Origin of the sequence: Pantoea sp. SJZ147 (genome assembly GCF_007828605.1) — a bacterium.
Lineage (GTDB): Bacteria > Pseudomonadota > Gammaproteobacteria > Enterobacterales > Enterobacteriaceae > Pantoea > Pantoea allii.
This window is the reverse complement of the sequence record NZ_VIVB01000015.1, coordinates 139,479-157,092: the sequence shown is the minus strand read 5'-3', so window position 1 is coordinate 157,092 and position 17,614 is coordinate 139,479. Positions and strand designations below refer to the sequence as shown.

The 17,614-nt window shown below is 46.9% G+C and carries 17 protein-coding genes, 1 tRNA gene and 2 pseudogenes; 7 read left to right on the top strand and 13 right to left on the bottom strand.

Annotated features, from left to right (window positions below):
• From FBY13_RS20460 to FBY13_RS20450, 3 genes and pseudogenes are all read left to right on the top strand, one after another.
• On the top strand, positions 1 to 265 hold a 265-nt coding region (locus FBY13_RS20460; protein WP_145395014.1), incomplete at its 5' end, for an integrase core domain-containing protein.
• A gap of 24 nt (positions 266 to 289) precedes the next feature.
• Positions 290 to 802 (top strand): annotated as a pseudogene (locus FBY13_RS20455) (DUF4113 domain-containing protein); the annotation flags it as partial.
• A gap of 48 nt (positions 803 to 850) precedes the next feature.
• Positions 851 to 1,975: a lysogenic conversion protein gene (locus tag FBY13_RS20450; protein ID WP_255474518.1), complete on the top strand. Its 1,125-nt coding sequence runs from the start codon at positions 851 to 853 to the stop codon at positions 1,973 to 1,975.
• Between the two features lie 160 nt (positions 1,976 to 2,135).
• Here the strand turns inward: FBY13_RS20450 and FBY13_RS20445 are convergent, their stop codons facing one another.
• The 10 genes and pseudogenes from FBY13_RS20445 to FBY13_RS20400 form a co-directional block, all read right to left on the bottom strand.
• Positions 2,136 to 2,378, bottom strand: a complete 243-nt coding sequence (locus FBY13_RS20445; RefSeq protein WP_145395012.1) for a DNA polymerase III subunit theta — start codon at positions 2,376 to 2,378, stop codon at positions 2,136 to 2,138.
• 445 nt (positions 2,379 to 2,823) lie between these two features.
• A complete protein-coding gene (locus FBY13_RS20440; protein ID WP_145395011.1) occupies positions 2,824 to 4,056 on the bottom strand; it encodes an acetyl-CoA carboxylase biotin carboxylase subunit family protein in 1,233 nt (410 codons plus the stop codon).
• A 22-nt stretch (positions 4,057 to 4,078) separates the two neighbouring features.
• A complete protein-coding gene (locus tag FBY13_RS20435) occupies positions 4,079 to 5,359 on the bottom strand; it encodes an MATE family efflux transporter (protein ID WP_255474520.1) in 1,281 nt (426 codons plus the stop codon).
• 68 nt (positions 5,360 to 5,427) lie between these two features.
• Positions 5,428 to 6,471, bottom strand: coding sequence for a histidinol-phosphate transaminase (locus FBY13_RS20430; protein ID WP_145395009.1), 1,044 nt, complete (start codon positions 6,469 to 6,471; stop codon positions 5,428 to 5,430).
• Positions 6,468 to 6,848: a cupin domain-containing protein gene (locus FBY13_RS20425; protein WP_145395008.1), complete on the bottom strand. Its 381-nt coding sequence runs from the start codon at positions 6,846 to 6,848 to the stop codon at positions 6,468 to 6,470. Before FBY13_RS20425 ends, FBY13_RS20430 begins: the two co-directional genes overlap by 4 nt.
• The gene (locus FBY13_RS20420; RefSeq protein WP_145395007.1) at positions 6,845 to 7,837 is read right to left on the bottom strand and encodes a class I SAM-dependent methyltransferase; all 993 of its coding nucleotides are present in this window, start codon (positions 7,835 to 7,837) and stop codon (positions 6,845 to 6,847) included. Before FBY13_RS20420 ends, FBY13_RS20425 begins: the two co-directional genes overlap by 4 nt.
• A 639-nt stretch (positions 7,838 to 8,476) precedes the next feature.
• Positions 8,477 to 8,962: a hypothetical protein gene (locus FBY13_RS20415; RefSeq protein ID WP_370513246.1), complete on the bottom strand. Its 486-nt coding sequence runs from the start codon at positions 8,960 to 8,962 to the stop codon at positions 8,477 to 8,479.
• Between the two features lie 112 nt (positions 8,963 to 9,074).
• A pseudogene (gene traF / locus FBY13_RS20410) lies at positions 9,075 to 9,425 on the bottom strand (conjugal transfer protein TraF); the annotation flags it as partial.
• Positions 9,426 to 9,574: 149 nt separating this feature from the next.
• Entirely contained in the window at positions 9,575 to 9,874 is a 300-nt protein-coding gene (locus FBY13_RS20405; RefSeq protein ID WP_255474517.1) for a hypothetical protein, read from the bottom strand.
• Between the two features lie 299 nt (positions 9,875 to 10,173).
• Positions 10,174 to 10,249 (bottom strand) — tRNA-Phe (locus FBY13_RS20400).
• Between the two features lie 294 nt (positions 10,250 to 10,543).
• Here FBY13_RS20400 and FBY13_RS20395 point away from each other — a divergent pair.
• The 4 genes from FBY13_RS20395 to FBY13_RS20380 are packed head-to-tail and all read left to right on the top strand — an operon-like array spanning position 10,544 to position 13,460.
• Positions 10,544 to 11,773, top strand: coding sequence for a SpoIIE family protein phosphatase (locus FBY13_RS20395; RefSeq protein ID WP_145395004.1), 1,230 nt, complete (start codon positions 10,544 to 10,546; stop codon positions 11,771 to 11,773).
• 16 nt (positions 11,774 to 11,789) lie between these two features.
• Positions 11,790 to 12,356: a SiaB family protein kinase gene (locus tag FBY13_RS20390; protein WP_063881255.1), complete on the top strand. Its 567-nt coding sequence runs from the start codon at positions 11,790 to 11,792 to the stop codon at positions 12,354 to 12,356.
• Positions 12,349 to 12,753, top strand: a complete 405-nt coding sequence (locus FBY13_RS20385) for a DUF1987 domain-containing protein (RefSeq protein WP_096011839.1) — start codon at positions 12,349 to 12,351, stop codon at positions 12,751 to 12,753. Before FBY13_RS20390 ends, FBY13_RS20385 begins: the two co-directional genes overlap by 8 nt.
• Positions 12,750 to 13,460 carry a GGDEF domain-containing protein gene (locus FBY13_RS20380; RefSeq protein ID WP_063880891.1) on the top strand — a complete coding sequence of 237 codons (711 nt, stop codon included), beginning with the start codon at positions 12,750 to 12,752 and terminating at the stop codon, positions 13,458 to 13,460. Before FBY13_RS20385 ends, FBY13_RS20380 begins: the two co-directional genes overlap by 4 nt.
• Here the strand turns inward: FBY13_RS20380 and mrdA are convergent.
• The 3 genes from mrdA to deoB all read right to left on the bottom strand — a co-directional run bounded on the left by mrdA (position 13,457) and on the right by deoB (position 17,527).
• Positions 13,457 to 15,340 (bottom strand): penicillin-binding protein 2, encoded by a 1,884-nt coding sequence (mrdA, locus tag FBY13_RS20375; protein ID WP_096011840.1) that lies wholly within the window; start codon positions 15,338 to 15,340, stop codon positions 13,457 to 13,459. The two genes, FBY13_RS20380 and mrdA, sit on opposite strands and share 4 nt — an antisense overlap.
• Positions 15,341 to 15,556: 216 nt before the next feature.
• A complete protein-coding gene (gene deoD / locus FBY13_RS20370) occupies positions 15,557 to 16,270 on the bottom strand; it encodes a purine-nucleoside phosphorylase (protein ID WP_145395003.1) in 714 nt (237 codons plus the stop codon).
• A 33-nt stretch (positions 16,271 to 16,303) separates the two neighbouring features.
• On the bottom strand, positions 16,304 to 17,527 hold the full coding sequence (deoB, locus tag FBY13_RS20365; RefSeq protein WP_063880894.1) for a phosphopentomutase: 1,224 nt from the start codon (positions 17,525 to 17,527) through the stop codon (positions 16,304 to 16,306).
• Between the last annotated feature and the right edge of the window lie 87 nt (positions 17,528 to 17,614).

Here is a 17,614-nt window from a genome sequence, read left to right as displayed (position 1 = left end):
TTGCGTGGAGCTGCGGCTTATTCTGCCCGGTAAACCGACACAGAACGGATTTATTGAGAGTTTTAACGGACGCTTTCGCGATGAATGCCTGAATGAGCACTGGTTCAGCGATATTCTACATGCCCGGGAAATAATTAATGACTGGCGGCAGGATTATAACGAGTGTCGACCACATTCATCGCTGAATTACCTCACGCCGGCTGAATTTGCAGCGAGCTGGCGAAACGGGAAATTTGAAGAAAAACCAACTGACATTACTAACTGAAGGTTGTATCTAATCCTGGGGGCAGGTCAAAGGGTCAAAGAATATGAACACATGAGGCAGGCAATCTGCCAGCATGCCGAACGGGCGGCAGTTAAATTGAGGGGAGAAAAACAATACTACAAACAGGTTTGTGCATTCATCAAAACCTCACCTTTTTCGCCCGGTGAGACTTACTACGGGAATGTGGCTTCAGAGATACTGATTTCGCCCAGCCAGGATTCCAGAGACATTATAGAGGCTGCGATGAGAGCTCTTGATCGGGTGTGTATAAGCGGCCATCGCTATGCCAAGGCAGGCGTTATGCTGAACGACTTCACTCCCTCAGGTGTTGCCCAGCTCAACCTCTTTGACGAAGTTCAACCGAGAGCGAACAGCAAGCCTCTGATGCAGGTGATTGGCCATATTAATCAGACCGGGATAGGGAATATCTGGTTTGCCGGAAGGGGCATAGCGCCTGCTTGGCAAATGAAGCGCGAGATGCTTTCACCAGCCTATACTACAACGCGCTGGAGTGATATTCCTGTCGCCAGACTCTAGACAATCCATATATGATGATTATTCGCAAACTTCTATGGAATGAATACGATGACGAATCCTTTAAGCTGGAAGAAATGGAGCGAGGTTTATTTAAACAAGAAACACAATAAGAGAGCCTCACTTGAACGATGGGGGCTACGAAATCTACATTCTGTAGAAACGCTTGATCACATTGTATCTGAAGTTAAAACAAAATACTTAAATAACAATCCTCATATCAAAGTCACCGCAAACTCAGTTTGGGTTGATGGGACACCTCAGGCTAAATTCACAGTAAGCAATTACAAACGTGTTTATGGCAGTTTATCTGCAATCAGCGGAAATGCTACACAGCCAAACGTTAGACCAGGCAAGGATGAAGTCCTGAACTGTGAGCTGGCAGACCTTCTGTTTATTTTCAATGAATTTGATAATCAAAATAGTTTCAAAAGAGTGCGCGCCGTTTTGTTACAAGGTAAATGCGCAGATAAAAATAATGTACTACCCGATGGTCCTTCAACAGAAAAAGAAAGGAAACTACTTGAATCAGTTAACCGGAATAAAGAGCTGACCTTGTATCCTGGTACAAAAGCGTCTGGTGCTGATATAGGATCGTATACGCTCGGAGGCAATACACCTGGACTCGCTGATTGTGCGAAGTATCTTATGATGCCAAAACATGAAAAATGGAACTACAAAGCACCTAAAAATACAGATCCTTATGTTATTGGTTGGCCAGAAAGTTTAACAAGCAAAAGTCTCGGTGTGACAAGTAATTACTTAGATGCTGTCATCCATGAAATGCTTCAGTCTCAAAGCATGGGAAAAGAAGTGAAATTTGACAATGGTGCAATTGACAGGACGTGCGAATGGTCAAAAATGATAGATGACTTGCTAACAAGTTACCAGTCCGTAACAATGAAAGGCTATAACTGCCAAAGACGTTTTTATAATTCATCTGGAGATATTCCTGACATCATCAACGGCCTTAGTTTGATGACCCATCATTTAAACTCGCTTAGATTTTTATCGCATGAAGAGCATTTTATTTTGCGACGTTGGCCTAGACATAAAAAATATTGGCAACCCCGTTTCGAAAATCTTGTAAATTTTGTTTTATCAGGTCAGGGGCCTATCATTTCGACAATAACTGTAAATGTTGATTATCATGAAGGTGAATATATCCGAGACTGAATAAGTAAAAGGCAGAAAATAAAACCCCGCATCTACGGGGTTTCGCGCTTGTCCTGATCAGGAGCCCATTCAAGTCCGCATTTATCGCAGGACCATTTGCCGTTTGGGTTTTTTCTTATGCCATAAAAGTTGCAAAAGGGACATGTTCTTGGCTTATACACTATTTTCCTTCCTCCTTCTGATAGACAGGGTCCGTTCCACGCGGAAACTTCAAGGCTTCGTTTCTGTAGTGCTGCAGTCTTTGTCTGAAGTATTCCTGAAGCTCTTCCGGTTGCTGTCTCTCGACTTCCTGAGGAATCGCCGGCAGGTTCATGCGTTCTTTATAAGCAACCCCTGATGCAGCCAGATGCACGTTGACCTTATCCCACTCTTCTTTGCTTTTTGCTGCTATGTTATGTGACATATGAAGCCCACCCTGAAAAAATCATATCAGGAAAGTTTTTTTTCAAGATTAATCTGTGGCTTTATATGAAGATTTTAGAAAAGCCAAGAGAGTATCCCTGCGCCCTTTTTTTATAAAAGTAATATAAAAAATTCAGCAAGATAAATCCTTTACGTATTTTTTACATCAGTGGTTATTGCTTTTACACTATCGCCCTTGTCCTATCGGATTTACCTCATCCACCCCGTATAGAGCAGGAGTATATCCTGCTGCTAAAGTTAATCGTGTTAAAAAAGTCGGAGTACAAGTACAATATTTTCCGTTTCCCAAGCGGCCCTTAGTTTCAGCTCTCCGGCAGGGTTTAGGCACGGAAAAAGCCCCCCGGCGTTACTGCTTTCCGTGGGGCCAGGTTATAGACAGGTGTTTTCCATTGTGTTGGGTTTGGAATGCAGGGGGATATCCCCCATCAAACTCTCGCAGACCATTGTGTATGGCAGTAAAACCACTTCATTATTTCGGAAATAGAACTGATTATTTCCTCTGAGTTTTTCCCATGTAACGACACCTCAGCAACAACCTGTCTTTCATCAGAAAAATAATCTCCATTCTTTGTAAATATTTTATAATTTGTAACCTGAGGGAAAGGGCATGATTCGGGTATATTTTCAATATAAGCATCGGTCATATTATTGGGAATTATTATCCACCCACACAGATTTTCAGGTTCTTTCTTTATTACTGGGGGTTTAACTTTAGCATCCAGATAAGCCATGAATGCTGTTTCTTTAGGATTGAAATTAAATACCGTTTCAATTGACGTCATAACAGGTCCACCTCCCGCTCTGGCAGCAATTTCGCATAATTTCAGTGTTCCATCAGTGCAGTAAAAAACCTCGGCATGAAAAGCAAAATTGACCGGGGAAGGTAGTGCAGAAATACATTCACTGACATATTCCACAAGTGGAATATATAAATCATCATCTGGTGAAAGAAGACAACTAGATATATAGTCACCATCTGGGAACCCCATACAGTTAGATACATACAGTGAAGGCCAGATGAATTTTATCTCATTATTAATGACTACGCCGTCAATATGGTACATGGGACCGGAAACGAACTCTTCAACCATCATATTTACAAGGTCTTCTGATGATTGTTTTAGTCCCTTATGGAGGGCATGGTAGAGGTCATTATCATTATGGAGTACACTAATACCTCTAGCTCTTTTGGATGTACGGGGTTTTAGTAATACGGGATAGCCATTATCCTTGATAAAATCAATAATATCTATTGCTGTAGTGATAATTTTAAAGTCAGGTACTGAAATGAGCTTTTCTTTCAGTATTTTCTTCATTATACCTTTGTCACGATAAGCCTCAATAGATTCGATACTGGCCCCCGGAAGAGACCAATTATTCCTTATAACCGCTGCTGGTAAGAGGTCAAATTCTCTCACACCAATAATGTGGTCAAATTTTACATGATTTTTTAATTGTTCGGCATGATAAAAAATCAAATCATCATTTTCAGGATGAAAACTGTTTATGGCGACGATCTCTTTAAAAGATGACCGGGTCTTCTCATCCATAGAACGAAATGATTGCTCAGACGTAATAAGATAACAATCATGTCCCTTATACCAGTCTGTCACCGGATTTGTGTTCAGTGCCTCATAATCAATAATAAGTAAGTTCATGATTGATCCTTTTTGTCAGACATCAGTTGACAGTTTCCTGGGGTTTATATTCAGCATCTGCGGGCAGCCAATTTTTCTTTTTCCATATTATGAACATACAAATGGCCTCAATAGCTCGATAGGCGAGAAATAAAAACCATAAAAATGCGATGTCATAGTGATGATATACGCAAAAATAAAGCGCACTCGGGATGAAAAGGAGCCACTGTAGAGGGATGGTCGTTATTGCAATTTTTTTGTTATAGCCAGCACCGAACATTGAAAATTTTAAAATCTGGGCAAATACTTCAGAAATTACCATAACAACAGTAATTTTGAACAGCCACACATAATCATTGACTATTCTGATATCTTTAATGAATACACTCATCACCTGGTGAGGATTGATCAGGATTAGCATTTGGATTATGAATATCACCATTCCCATTTTTAATGCAATATTCCCCCATTCTTCTGCATCCTTCAGTCTTTTGGCCCCAATCGATTTACTGACATATACTGCGGAGGCCATACCCATTCCGATTAATGGAGTAATGCTGAGCAGCATTAAATTATTCAGGACGGTGATGACGGCAAGAGACGGAGCGTTCATTTGTCCTGCTATGACGAACATCACAGCAAATCCCCCTGAGAAGAATAACTGCTGAGAACCCGCATAAAATGAAAGCGACGATATCGATTTTATTTTACTGAACGCATCATGTATTTTGAAAAAATGATATTTTTGCGGGAGGAATTTACCGCTTATAAGAAATGATAATGCACCAATGTAAAAAGCGAGACTTGTTCCCGCCCCGGCGCCGGAGATGCCATAACCTGAGTACACGAGTGTAAAACCAATAATAAAGTTAAAGAAATAAATTAATAAGATAATAATAACGCTGATTCTGTTCTCTCCAATAGCTGCGTAATATCCCCTTAAAGCTCTGACCATTCCAATAGCAGGAGCAGCAAATGAAAGCATATGCAGGTAACTGATACAGTTTGCCAGCAGGTAGTGATCATGTATAAAAAGAATAAGCACAGAGGGAAGTAAGTAACTCAAACCGATCACTCCAGCCCCCAGTAAAACAGCCACAATCAGAGCGCTGTGCAAAGCATTAATCGCCATATCTGAACGGTTGGAACCGACACTTTTAGCGACCTCTGTCTGTACACTAATCATTATCCCAGTAATTCCACTAGTCATGATTGAAAAGATGAAACCACAGAGACCAACAGCCGCAATAGCATCCATGCCAATACGGCCTACGATAAACATATCTACTATACTGTTAATGCTCTGTGACATCATCAGGAGCATAAACGGAAAAGAAGTACGTACTATCTCACGATATTTCCCGGATAGTTTAAATCTTATCATGGCGAACGTTACCTGCTTGCTTCGTTATGATGTCTTCCTGTTAAAGACAGGAGCAGATCAGCATCCTGCTGTGAACTTACCGACGCCCTAACCCATCCCGGAAGGCCAAAAAGGCCACAGTCTCTCATCGCTGCCCCTACAGCGGCCGCAGCCTCTGTATATTCGCAGCCCCCCTGTGGAGGCCTGAAACAGACAAAATTTGTACTGGAAGGAATAAACTCAATACCACATGAAACAAACTGCGATTCTATATACTGAATCCAGCCTTTAGTTTTTAATATGTTTTTCAGAAAAATATCATTATGTTGCAGAATAATAGGAACCATTTTCTGAGCAAATCTGTTAATTCTGAAAGGTAAAGCCAGTGCAGTATTGGCAACATCTTTGATGAGCTGCTCTGCTCCAAAAGCAAAACCAACTCTCAGCCCCGCCAGCCCATATGCTTTTGAGAATGTACGCAGTACAATGGCATTTCCTCCATCCGCTATATAGCTCAGAACTGAGTGCCGATCTTCATCAGCGAACTGAATATAAGCCTCATCTATTACAGGGATTACATTCAGTTCATTCATTTTTTCAATGAAAGAAATCACTTCAGATCTGGTTAGTACAGACCCGGTCGGATTATGGGGATTACACAGGAAAGCAACCGACGTATCCTGATTTACACTTTTAACAAAGTTATCAATACAACATTTAAGACTGCCGGAAAGTTCAGTATGAATGACACTTCCCCCACAGACTCTGGCTGCAGTTTCATAGCCAGGAAAAGTAGACATACTTGTAATAATGCTTTTCTTTTTTTTAAGTAAAGTCAGGCAAAGAAGAAGAATTATCTCATCTACACCATTGCCAGGCACTATCTGGTCAGGAGATATCAGATAATGACGTGAAATAGCATTTATCATCTCTGTATTACCAGGGTCAGGATATGTGCTTATCTTACTAAACTCATCACAGAATACCTCCCGGAAATCGTCAAGATTACCGCTGTCACTTTCGTTCAGATGTAGTCGGTGAGATACATGCACATCACTGGCATTGAAATTCATACAGCCACCTCGTCCTTTTTATATAAAATGCCAAAACAATAACTGCCTTTTCCTGCCCTTCTTGTTATGAACTTATGCTCGTGCCCTGCAGGTACATGAATAACTGCAGGTGAGGAATAAGTGGTCGTTTCCATATTGATGGTAACATCAATAACGGCCTCACCTGGTAAAGGTGAAATGAGGAAGTAGATTTCGTCTACTTCATGTTTATGGGTGTCCGCCACTGGTTTATCAACCAGACCAGAAATATCACCTCCTGCCAGTTCAAAAGGAACGCCATAAAACATTTCCTTCGTGATAAAGAAAGGCACTTTATTATGATGACCCTCAACCAGGAGCATCAGAGGGAGGTCTGTAACTGCTTTTTTATTTTTCATGCAAAGTCCCTGTGTAACACAAACAAATATGTGTTAGGTACATTTAGATATGTGACCCGCTCCAAGGAAAAGCCTGCCTCTGAAAAAAATCTCAAATATTGTTCTTTGTGGAATAATTTTATTTTCATAAAGTGATGAACATACTCAAATCCATAGGTAAAAATAGGAGTATCATGCTTTAATGATTTTTCTTCAGATAAAAAGGTATCCGCAATGATAAAGGTCTTTGCATTAGGGAATGTCGACTGTAACTTCTTAAGTATCTCCACGGGATTTTTAATATTAAACAGATCATGCATCATCATGAAGGATAATACTGTATCAACGCGGGAGAATTTATCTATCAGATATGGTGAATCAATTGCATCAAGGACATTCTGATTGATGACTTCGACTCTGCCTTTAAGATTGTTTTTTTCAATGTTTATTTTAGCGGAGTCGATTGCTTTTGCACTAATGTCAATGCCAGTCCCAGTAACCCCATCAAATTTTCTGCAAATGTCTATAAGCGCACCTGCCGCGCCGCAGCCTAAATCGGCAAAGCTCCTTGTTTGAAGTGATGATAATTCTTCGATGATAATATCCCACATGAACTGCTTATTAGCCTGGCGAGAACCTAATGCTACATTTGCACCATCAATCATGCTGCTCATGGTCATTTCTTTTTCTTTACTTATGTCAGTAAAGTTTCTTAAGAAACTACCATATCCGCCAACGGCCCATGTGAAAAAACCAATATTTTTCCGTATGTCATTACCTAACTCAGTTAACCGGTACTGTTCATCATTCTCATGGAACACTCCAAATTTAACAGCATAGTCAATGATTAACCTGATATTTTCCAAGCGTGTTCCGGAAAAATTTGCGTCATTTATTTCTGATTTACTTAGCGTGCTTTTATCTTTAAATAAATCTAGGATCCCCTCACGTGAAAGGTGATAGCATAGGTGGGAGCCGATATATCCGTTAAAAATATGGGAAGCCAACATTAATGATATCCTTTTTAAATTAAGGTCTCGTATGTCGTTCTGTACTGATACTTCACGATGTTATGCGAAGTCCACTTATCCCAAGGTTTTATTAATCAAATATCGAAGCGATGTCTCAGCCTGAGTGTGGCTGATATGTTTTATTTTTGAAATATTTTCTGTCGCAAATCTAACTCGCAATCATAAAAACACTGAATGTATAGATTTGTAAAGTCATATTTTTACATCAAACCCACTTAATCATTCCTTCAATGTGGAATTAAATCCCGTTTTTTTTATAATTAATAACATAAAAACTCATTGGCTTGATTTTTTTTATCATATAAGCAATGCACTCATGCCACGATTGGTTTTTTTCTCTAATCTGTATTTCTGCACGCCGTCAGCAAAAAGCCCCTTAATCCGGATACTCTTCTGCGTATCTGTGTACCTGTCGTTATTTTTCATACTTTTGGGTCTACCTGATGGCAGAGCAATACGTTATACACAGGGGCCCCCCTGAGCCAGTAGTAAATATGGTCACGTCTAGTAAAGGGAGCACCGCAATTACTATGTGCATGCTCTGCGAAGAATATCTCATAGTCAGCATGCTCTTTGTTCGTTCTCAGGCACCGGACAATCCGGTGCCTGAGGACAGCGTTACTCCGCTTCACCGCATGCCGCCGCATGAATCTGACTGAAAAGACGTTTAGTCCAGGCATCAGTGACGTGCGTCGGATCGGATGAGATATACGTTGATACAACAAAGCTCCCGGCTTTGTTGCCGGTGGCGCCCGTGCCTTTGAACGTCCGGTGAACCTCAATCGTCAGCCTGTCATTTCCGGCCCAGTTCCTGGACATGCGGTAATAGTTGCCGGGCTCTGCCGACCAGCTGGTGCCCTCTGAAATGGCCGAGGCTGACCAGCCCGCATTCCCCTGTCCGCTGTTGCGTGCGGCAACCCCATCCCCGTCTGAGACGAAGCCAAACTTTTCTTTCAGACGCATCGCCACCGTATCGGCCGGTATGGCAATTGGGCCACAGGCATCGCTGACCTGATTGCGTTTTTCCGCTGTTGTCTGGTCTTTTACATCTGAAGGAATTGGATGACCGTCATACAGCGAACCAGACTTGCCAATACCGCTCACGAAGCTGCTGCAGCCTGTAAGCGTGGTCGCCAGCACAATGGCAGAAAGAGTAAGTACTTTTTTTTGACATGGCATTCTCCGGTTTAGGGGCAGGATGCACCCGGCAGCTCGTGCCCCTGGCCACAAAGACGAATGGGATAGCGTCATTAGGAATGGCAATTACCGCAGAAAGATCAGCACTGGCATGCCCGCTGTCGCCGTCAACGTCCTGCAGGGCTTTTTTCAGCGCTGCCGCCTGTCGAGAGCTGATCTCGATTCCGGCTGAATCGCAGAAATCGTCAAAGGTGCTTTTTACCTTGTCCAGTCCGTCACGCAGGCTATCCGGATTGCTGATTTGTGCACCCACTCCCGGCAAGATGAGTTCGACGTCATGACTCGTATTGTGGCGGGTCATCAGCGCGAGGTTTGCCAGCGCAGCGGCTAGATAACCTGAAGATGCCACGCTGGTTCGCCCTATGGCATCCTTAGTTAGCTTGAATGAACAAGGAGCACATGTATTTTTACATGAATTTCCTATTTAACATTCATCCATTTATTTCAAATAGTTAGTAAGTCCAATAAGATCCGGTCCGTTAATTGTAAAACCTACTTATGCTTTTTGAGCAATTTACACTATTTCTTAGCGCCATATGCCCGTCTTTTCTCGATCATTCTTATATAAAAATCATGGAACTCTTTATATTGGCTTTCTCTCATTTCTTCAGGAAGCATTTCACGAGATTTTGACCAGGCATCCAGTTCCGGCTTACATTTAATGTATGCATCTTCGACGATTTTATTTGCTGGAGTTGTTGTGCTTATGAAAGGAATCGTATTGTTATTGAGGCATTCAACTTCGGATGTCATAAAACCGGGAGTGTTTGAAAATGCCAAAGCGGGATAAAAGATGCCTAAAAATAATACACGTCTCATTATGTAGTTTCCTCTTACTAATAAACTTGGTTAGTGATCCCCATTAATGCATTTCTGTAATTTAGTACGAGCTTATCTATGCCGAACCTGCTTGTTGCTCTCGGCGATGGAGGCATTGCTCATCAGTGCTATCACCGCCCGTCTGCTCCGCGAATCCTTTCGTAGAAATCTCGACTATCACCCAATCCCGGAAATCAAAACCTTACCATCACCTAAACCAAGCTCACTCACCCACTGAAATACAGCTTTAAAACCCCCCAAACGCAAAAACCCCCGCCGAAGCGAGGGTTTCAAATTTGTGGTGCCCGAACCCGGAATCGAACCAGGGACACGGGGATTTTCAATCCCCTGCTCTACCGACTGAGCTATTCGGGCAACGGGGCGCATTAAACCTTATGCAGGCCCCAGCGTCAAACGCTTTTCACAAAAATGAAATCAACTGACGGGTTTTCCATCAACCCGGATAGTCACGGACGAAAATTTAGCGATGCGCTCAAAAAGACACCGGATTTTCGCGCTGCCGAACGCCCTCTGACAGGCGATTTTTCGCTGCTATTTTGCTTTATCCACGATTTATCCGCGCTCTTTTTCCCAACCGTTTTTTTGCCATAAATCCGTCATCTGCGCTCATTACTCTAAGATTATTCCTGGACAATCAAGAGCCGCATCATGCAGTTACCCGCCTCTGTGAATACTGTGATTTCCGCCTCAAGCCGTTATGACGCACGGGTGCTCTGCATTGATGTTCCTTTTGTCAGCCCCGACACGGATAACCGTGCCGTGATGGCGCTCTTTGCCGAGCATAAAGATCTTATCGGCCTGCCCGTGGTTGAAAACGGCAAGCCGTTTGGCATGATTAACCGCCACATCTTTTTGTCGCAGATGGCGCGCCCGTTTTTCCCCGAACTCTATGACCGCAAAAGCTGTATCGCCTTTATGGATAAGTTCCCGCTGGTGATTGACGTGGAAAATACCCTGGAAAGCGTCGCACAGCAGGTGGTGGCTAACGGCGATAAGTCTGTGGCCGATGGGTTTATCCTGACCGAGCACGGGCACTATATCGGCATTGGTTTAGGGATCGATCTGATTCGCCGCGTCTCCGATTTACAGGCGCGCCAGCATCAGCAGATTTTACAGAGCATTGATTATGCGCGGGTGATTCAGGACGCGATGCTGGACCGCTCCAACCAGTTAATCGCCTCTCTGCTCGACGACTGGTGTTTGTACTGGCAACCGCGTGACGGCGTGGGTGGCGATTATTATGCCTTTCACCGTCACGACAGCGGCTGGCTGGCGGTGATCGCCGACTGCACAGGCCATGGGATTCCTGGTGCCTTTATGACGGTGATTTTGCAGTCTGCGCTGGAAAACGCGCTACGCGAGGCCGATCTCCAGGCCCCGGCCAGCATCCTGCATGCCCTTAACCACCATATCAAACAGACGCTCGGCCAGTTGAATGCCTCCCAGCAAACGTCACTCTCTAACGACGGCTGCGATGCCATCGTGATATCGGTCGATACCGAGCGGCATCAGCTGCGCTGGGCCAGCGCCCGAACCCAGGCTTTTATGCTCAGCCACATCAGTAAAGAAATTACCTCGCTCAGTCAGGATCGCGTCGGCGTCGGCTATACCGATACGCCAGAAGACTATCACTGGCCTGAGCAGAGCTTAGCGTTTAACCGTGGCGACATGCTGTTTGTGCTGACAGATGGCGTCACCGACCAGCCGGGTGGCGAGCGCAATATCATGTTTGGTAATAAGCGCATCCAGTCTCTGCTGATGCGTTATCAGCAGTTGCCCATGCCGCAATTATCACTGGCGTTTCAGCAAGATTATTTAAGCTGGCAAGGTAACCAGGCGCGACGCGATGACGTCACCTGGTTTGGCTTTCGCTATTGACCGCACCGGGAAGAAAATGAAAAACGAGTCACTACGGGGTCTGCCCTTCAATACCGAATCGCAGTCCGGCCTTATTGCACTACAGTACACCGGCTTTTTTTCACCCCAGAACATCACGGCAATGGGTGAAGTGGTCAAACTGTTTCTGGAAAACCATGAGCAGTCGCAAAAGGTCAGACGGCGGCTGTTCTCCAGCTTTGTCGAGATTGCGCAAAACATTTTACGTTACTCTCAGGACAGCCGGGCGCTGAGCCATAACGATCAGCTGTATCGCTTTGGTTCATTGAGCCTGCGCTACGATGATGGTCGCTACTATCTGGAAAGCGCTAACCTGGTCGCCAGTGACGCCACTCATCAACTGCGCGGTGATTTGGATTCGCTGCGGGTGATGAATGCGGATGAAATTAAACAAGCTTATCGAAACCGGTTACGCGCTGAGAGTCCGGTCTGGAGCAAAGGCGCTAATATCGGCTTGCTTACCCTGGCGCGCGACGTCAGTGAACCGCTGGAATATTGTTTCCAGCCACTGGAGGCCAGCGAGCTCTCTGCCTTTTGGTTAAAGGCCACTATCTGCCATGACTGAAGAAACCCTTATGCAAACCATTCAACTTACCGCCACTGAATGTACGCCCGCCGTAGAGTTTGACTTTGCGGCCCACCGATTCTCCCTGAAAGGAGAATCCTGGCCCGAGAACGCCGCAGCCTTTTACCGGCCGCTGCAAAGCGCGCTGGAGTGCTGGCAACCGCAGGCCAGCCAACCTGCAGAGGTGAATATTGACCTGAGCTATTTCAACAGCTCAAGCACCAAGATGCTGTTTGGGCTGTTCGATCAGTTCAACAGGCTGGCGCAGAACGGCTGCACGATAATACTCAACTGGTTCTACGATGCCGAAGACGACGTTTCGGAAGAGTTTGGTGAGGAGCTGTCGCTGGATTTCACCGCATTAACCGTGAAGCTGCATGCGGAACAGCGCCAATGACGCAACTTAACGAGCTGTTTCTGGAAGAAACCCAGGCACTCAATCAGGCCAGCCATATCGCGGCACAGCAAAGCCTGCACGCCGAAGAGTATCGCCAGGCGTTGCTGCAGCTTAACAGCCACTACCAGCGGCTGATGCGGGAAACCTATCGGCTAATCTCGCGCAGCGATCGGGCAGAGCGTGAGCTGAACCGGGTGAATGAACAACTTAACGAGCTGGCAACAGAGCTGGAGTACAAAGCCACGCACGATCCCCTGACCAATGTCTGGAACCGCAGCGCCATTATTCAACGCATCAGCGACACGCTGGATCAAACACCAGCGGCCTTAATCATCCTCGATATCGACTTTTTTAAACGCATCAATGATGAATACGGGCATCCCGTCGGAGATAAGGTGATTTGCGAGCTGGTGCAGCGCATTCAGCGTAATACGCCCGACATGGCCAGCATCGGCCGTATCGGCGGTGAAGAGTTCACCATCATGTTACCCAATACCTGGCTGGGTGATGCGGTGATCGTTGCCGGGGCCATTCTTGCCTCATTAAACGCCTCGCCGCTTAATGCCCTGCCAGAGCGGCTGGTCACGGCCAGCCTCGGCGTCAGTTGGGGCGCGGCGGGCACCCGGTTTGAAACGCTGTATACCCATGCCGATGCGGCGCTTTACGATGCCAAAAAGCACGGGCGTAATCGGGTATTCTTCCGCTAGCCTGCCCGATGCTGTACCACCTCGACCGGCGGTGTGGTGGTCGGCGGCAGGAAGATATGGTCAAGCAGCTGGCGCATGACCGGCGCGGCAACCACGCCTTCACCTCCGCCGTTTTCCAGAATCAGGGCCACCGCCACTTTGGGATCGTTGAAGGGCGCGAAGGCAGTGTAAAACGTATGGTCGCGCAGCCGTACCGGAATCATTTTGGCGTTATAGGTCTGGTTTTCTTTCAGGCTGAATACCTGTGATGTCCCGCTTTTCGCTGCAATGCCGTAGGGCGCAGTATGGAAATATTTATAGCCTGTCCCGTTCGGTGCGTTGGCCATGCCAAACATGGCATGTCGCACCAGTGACCAGTACGGTGAATGCGGATCGCCAACCTGCGCCTGGGGCAGTTTAGCCTGATAGAGCTGAACGCTGGTGCCGCGCTGCGATTTTTCCAGCAGATGCGGCGCAATCACCCGGCCATTATTAATTAACGTCACCAGCGCTTTCACCATCTGTATCGGGGTGGCAATCCAGTAGCCCTGCCCAATCCCCACCGACACCGTATCGCCCTGATACCACGGCTTTTTATGCACTTTCATTTTCCAGTCGCGGCTCGGTAGCAGCCCGCTGTACTCTTCGTTCAGGTCAATGCCCGTGGGCTGACCGTAACCGAATTTGCTGAGCATGGTGTGAATACGATCGATGCCCATCATAAAGGCCACCTGATAGAAGAAGGTGTCGGCAGACTCTTCGATAGCTTTGGTGACATCGAGCGTGCCGTGCCCGCTTTTTTTCCAGTCACGATAGCGACGATCGGTGCCCGGTAAGGTCCATGTCGGCCCACCAAAAAAGGTGGTTTGCGGGGTAATCACATGGGTTAACAGCGCAGACATCGCCATATAGGGTTTTACGGTGGAAGCCGGGGGATAAAGGCCCTGCGTGACACGGTTGATCAGCGGCAGATTTTTATCCTGCAGCAGCGTTTTGTAGGCCTTGTAGCTGATGCCTTTCACGAACGGGTTAGGATCGTAGCTGGGGCTGGAAACCATGGCCAGCACGGAGCCGTCGTGAGGGTCCTCCACCAGCAACGCGGCGCGCTGCCCGGCCAGCAGGCTTTCAATATACTGCTGCAGATGCAGGTCCAGCGTCAGAGTGATATTCTTACCCGCCACCGGGGGCACTTCTTTCAGCACCCGGACAATGCGCCCATGGTTATCCACTTCCACTTCCTGATAACCCGGCTTACCGTGCAGCAGGGATTCATAATAGCCTTCAATTCCCTGTTTACCGATGTTGTGGTCAGCCGCGTAGTTTTCTGCAATACCTTCTGCATTCAGCCGTTTGTAGTCGTTGTCATTGATTTTAGAAACGTAGCCGATGACATGTGCCAGATCGGCCCCATAGGGATATTCTCTGTCCTGGTAGGTATCAATGCTGACGCCGGTAAAGCGAAACTGGTTTACCGAAAAGCGCGCCACCTCTTCGTCGGTGAGTTCCTCTTTGAGGATAACCGGCTTATAGCGGCTGCTCTGGTGAAGATCGTGCTGAAAACGTTCTATATCGTCCGGGGTCAGATCGATAAGCGGCGTGAGCTGGCGCAGCACGTCTTTCATATCATCCACTTTATACGGGGTGATGGTGATGTCGTACCAGGTTACGTTGCGCACCAGCGGAATGCCGTTACGGTCAAAAATCAGCCCGCGCGTGGGCGCGATAGGGATCATCTTGATGTCGTTTTGATTTGAACGTGTCTGGTAATAGCTGTGATCGCGTACCTGCAGGCGATACAGGTTTAAACCAAGAATGGTGAAGCAGATGCAGACCAGCACAAATGCCATCACGGCACGGCGTACAAATAACTTCTCTTCAGCGTCGAAATTTCGGAAATTCATCAGGCAGGTATTTTCAGTCTGGCATATTGTTATTTATTGTTCGTCTTCATGATAGTGACATAAGCGATCCTTGCCAGTGCCAAGATGCACAAGCCTGATGAAAAGTGTGTCATTTGATGAGAATGTTGCGAAAAGAACGGGAAGCGTAAATTTCTGACGCGTTAACCCGGCAACAGCGCGCTGCCGGGTTAAGGATGACATTAATGACGTCGGGGTTTAATCACCCAGCAGTACTGATTCCAGCGCAATCTTAATCATGTCATTAAAGGTTGTCTGACGTTCTGCCGCAGTGGTCTGCTCATGGGTACGGATATGATCCGACACGGTGCAGATAGTCAGCGCTTTCGCACCAAACTCGGCGGCTACGCCGTAAATGCCTGCAGCTTCCATTTCAACGCCGAGAATGCCGTACTTCTCCATTACGTCAAACATCTGCGGATCGGGCGTGTAGAACAGGTCGGCAGAGAAGATATTCCCTACGCGCGCGTCGACGCCCAGATTTTTAGCCGCATCAACGGCGTTACGCACCATATCGAAGTCCGCAATCGCGGCAAAATCGTGATCTTTGAAGCGCATACGGTTGACTTTCGAGTCGGTAGACGCGCCCATGCCGATAACGATATCACGCAGTTTCACATCGGCACGCACGGCACCACAGGAACCCACACGGATAATTTTCTTCACGCCAAACTCGGTGATCAGCTCTTTCGTATAGATGGAGCAGGAGGGAATACCCATACCGTGGCCCATTACCGAGATTTTGCGGCCTTTGTAGGTGCCGGTATAACCCAGCATGCCGCGCACGTTATTCACCTCAACGGTATTTTCCAGAAAGGTTTCTGCAATGTGCTTCGCACGCAGCGGATCGCCCGGCATCAGTACGACGTCTGCGAAATCACCCATTTCTGCATTAATGTGAGGAGTTGCCATAATTCTCTATCCTTTTTAAAAATTTCGCTGTTTTTACAGCATGTTCTTGCCGTAGTCCATGGGGGACAGGTCAAAATAGTGCGCGATCGTCTGGCCGATATCGGCAAAGGTTTCACGATAGCCCAGCGATCCCGGCTCAACCTTTGGTCCGTAGATTAAGATCGGAATGTGCTCGCGCGTATGTTCGGTGCCCTGCCAGGTCGGATCGCAACCGTGATCCGCCGTGAGGATCAAAATATCATCCTCTTTGACCCATTCCATGAGCTCTGGCAAACGGCGATCGAACAGCTCCAGCCCGCCCGCGTAACCCGCAACGTCGCGGCGATGGCCCCAGGTGGAATCAAAGTCGACAAAGTTAGTGAACACAATTGCCTGATCCGGCGCAGTCTTCATTTCCTGAATGGTCGCATCAAACAGCGCGTCCAGCCCGGTGGCTTTCACTTTTTTCGTGATGCCCTGCTCGGCATAGATATCGGCAATTTTACCGACCGAAATCACATGACCGCCCTTTTCGTCCACCAGCTTTTTCAGCATGGTCGGCGATGGCGGCTCGACGGCCAAATCGTGGCGGTTGCCTGTGCGCTCAAAGCTGCCTGCCTTGTCGCCCACAAACGGACGGGCAATGACCCGGCCAATGTTATAGCCGCCTTCGGTCAGCTCTTCGCGGGCGATTTCACACAGTTCATACAGCCGCTCCAGCCCGAAGGTTTCTTCGTGGCAGGCGATCTGGAATACCGAGTCCGCCGAGGTGTAGAAAATCGGCTTACCGGAAGCCATGTGCTCTTCGCCCAACTGGTCGAGGATCACCGTACCCGATGAGTGACAGTTACCGAGATAGCCCGGTAAACCGGCGCGTTCCACCAGTTTGTCCAGCAGTTCCTGCGGGAAGCTGTTCTGCTTATCACTGAAGTAACCCCAGTCAAACAGCACAGGCACACCAGCGATTTCCCAGTGGCCTGACGGCGTATCTTTGCCAGATGACAGTTCACGGGCGTAAGCATAAGCGCCCGTGATCTTAGCCTCAGGGTCTAGTCCCGGCGGAAAACGCCCGGTTGAAAGCGCTGCCGCTTTGCCCAGCCCCAGCGCGGTCAGATTCGGTAAGTGCAGCGGCCCTTTACGACCTTTATCCGCCTGACCGTTAAAACAGGCTTCTGCGATATGACCTAACGTATCTGAACCTGCATCACCGAATTTATCGGCATCTTTGCTGGCACCGATTCCAAAAGAATCCAGCACCATAATAAAAGCACGTTTCATGCCAGTCTCCTGCGCCAAAAGCGCGCGACAAGTCAAAAAAAAGCGATCAGATCAGTATACCCGAATCCTGTGCGGTATACAGTCGCT

Bases quoted from the DNA above. Each gene is read 5' to 3' on its own strand.
- FBY13_RS20450 (WP_255474518.1), top strand. From the start codon at position 851: ATGACGAATCCTTTAAGCTGGAAGAAATGGAGCGAGGTTTATTTAAAC.
- FBY13_RS20445 (WP_145395012.1), bottom strand. From the start codon at position 2,378: ATGTCACATAACATAGCAGCAAAAAGCAAAGAAGAGTGGGATAAGGTC.
- FBY13_RS20440 (WP_145395011.1), bottom strand. From the start codon at position 4,056: ATGAACTTACTTATTATTGATTATGAGGCACTGAACACAAATCCGGTG.
- FBY13_RS20435 (WP_255474520.1), bottom strand. From the start codon at position 5,359: ATGCTCCTGATGATGTCACAGAGCATTAACAGTATAGTAGATATGTTT.
- FBY13_RS20430 (WP_145395009.1), bottom strand. From the start codon at position 6,471: ATGAATTTCAATGCCAGTGATGTGCATGTATCTCACCGACTACATCTG.
- FBY13_RS20425 (WP_145395008.1), bottom strand. From the start codon at position 6,848: ATGAAAAATAAAAAAGCAGTTACAGACCTCCCTCTGATGCTCCTGGTT.
- FBY13_RS20420 (WP_145395007.1), bottom strand. From the start codon at position 7,837: ATGTTGGCTTCCCATATTTTTAACGGATATATCGGCTCCCACCTATGC.
- FBY13_RS20405 (WP_255474517.1), bottom strand. From the start codon at position 9,874: ATGAGACGTGTATTATTTTTAGGCATCTTTTATCCCGCTTTGGCATTT.
- FBY13_RS20395 (WP_145395004.1), top strand. From the start codon at position 10,544: ATGCAGTTACCCGCCTCTGTGAATACTGTGATTTCCGCCTCAAGCCGT.
- FBY13_RS20390 (WP_063881255.1), top strand. From the start codon at position 11,790: ATGAAAAACGAGTCACTACGGGGTCTGCCCTTCAATACCGAATCGCAG.
- FBY13_RS20385 (WP_096011839.1), top strand. From the start codon at position 12,349: ATGACTGAAGAAACCCTTATGCAAACCATTCAACTTACCGCCACTGAA.
- FBY13_RS20380 (WP_063880891.1), top strand. From the start codon at position 12,750: ATGACGCAACTTAACGAGCTGTTTCTGGAAGAAACCCAGGCACTCAAT.
- mrdA (WP_096011840.1), bottom strand. From the start codon at position 15,340: ATGAATTTCCGAAATTTCGACGCTGAAGAGAAGTTATTTGTACGCCGT.
- deoD (WP_145395003.1), bottom strand. From the start codon at position 16,270: ATGGCAACTCCTCACATTAATGCAGAAATGGGTGATTTCGCAGACGTC.
- deoB (WP_063880894.1), bottom strand. From the start codon at position 17,527: ATGAAACGTGCTTTTATTATGGTGCTGGATTCTTTTGGAATCGGTGCC.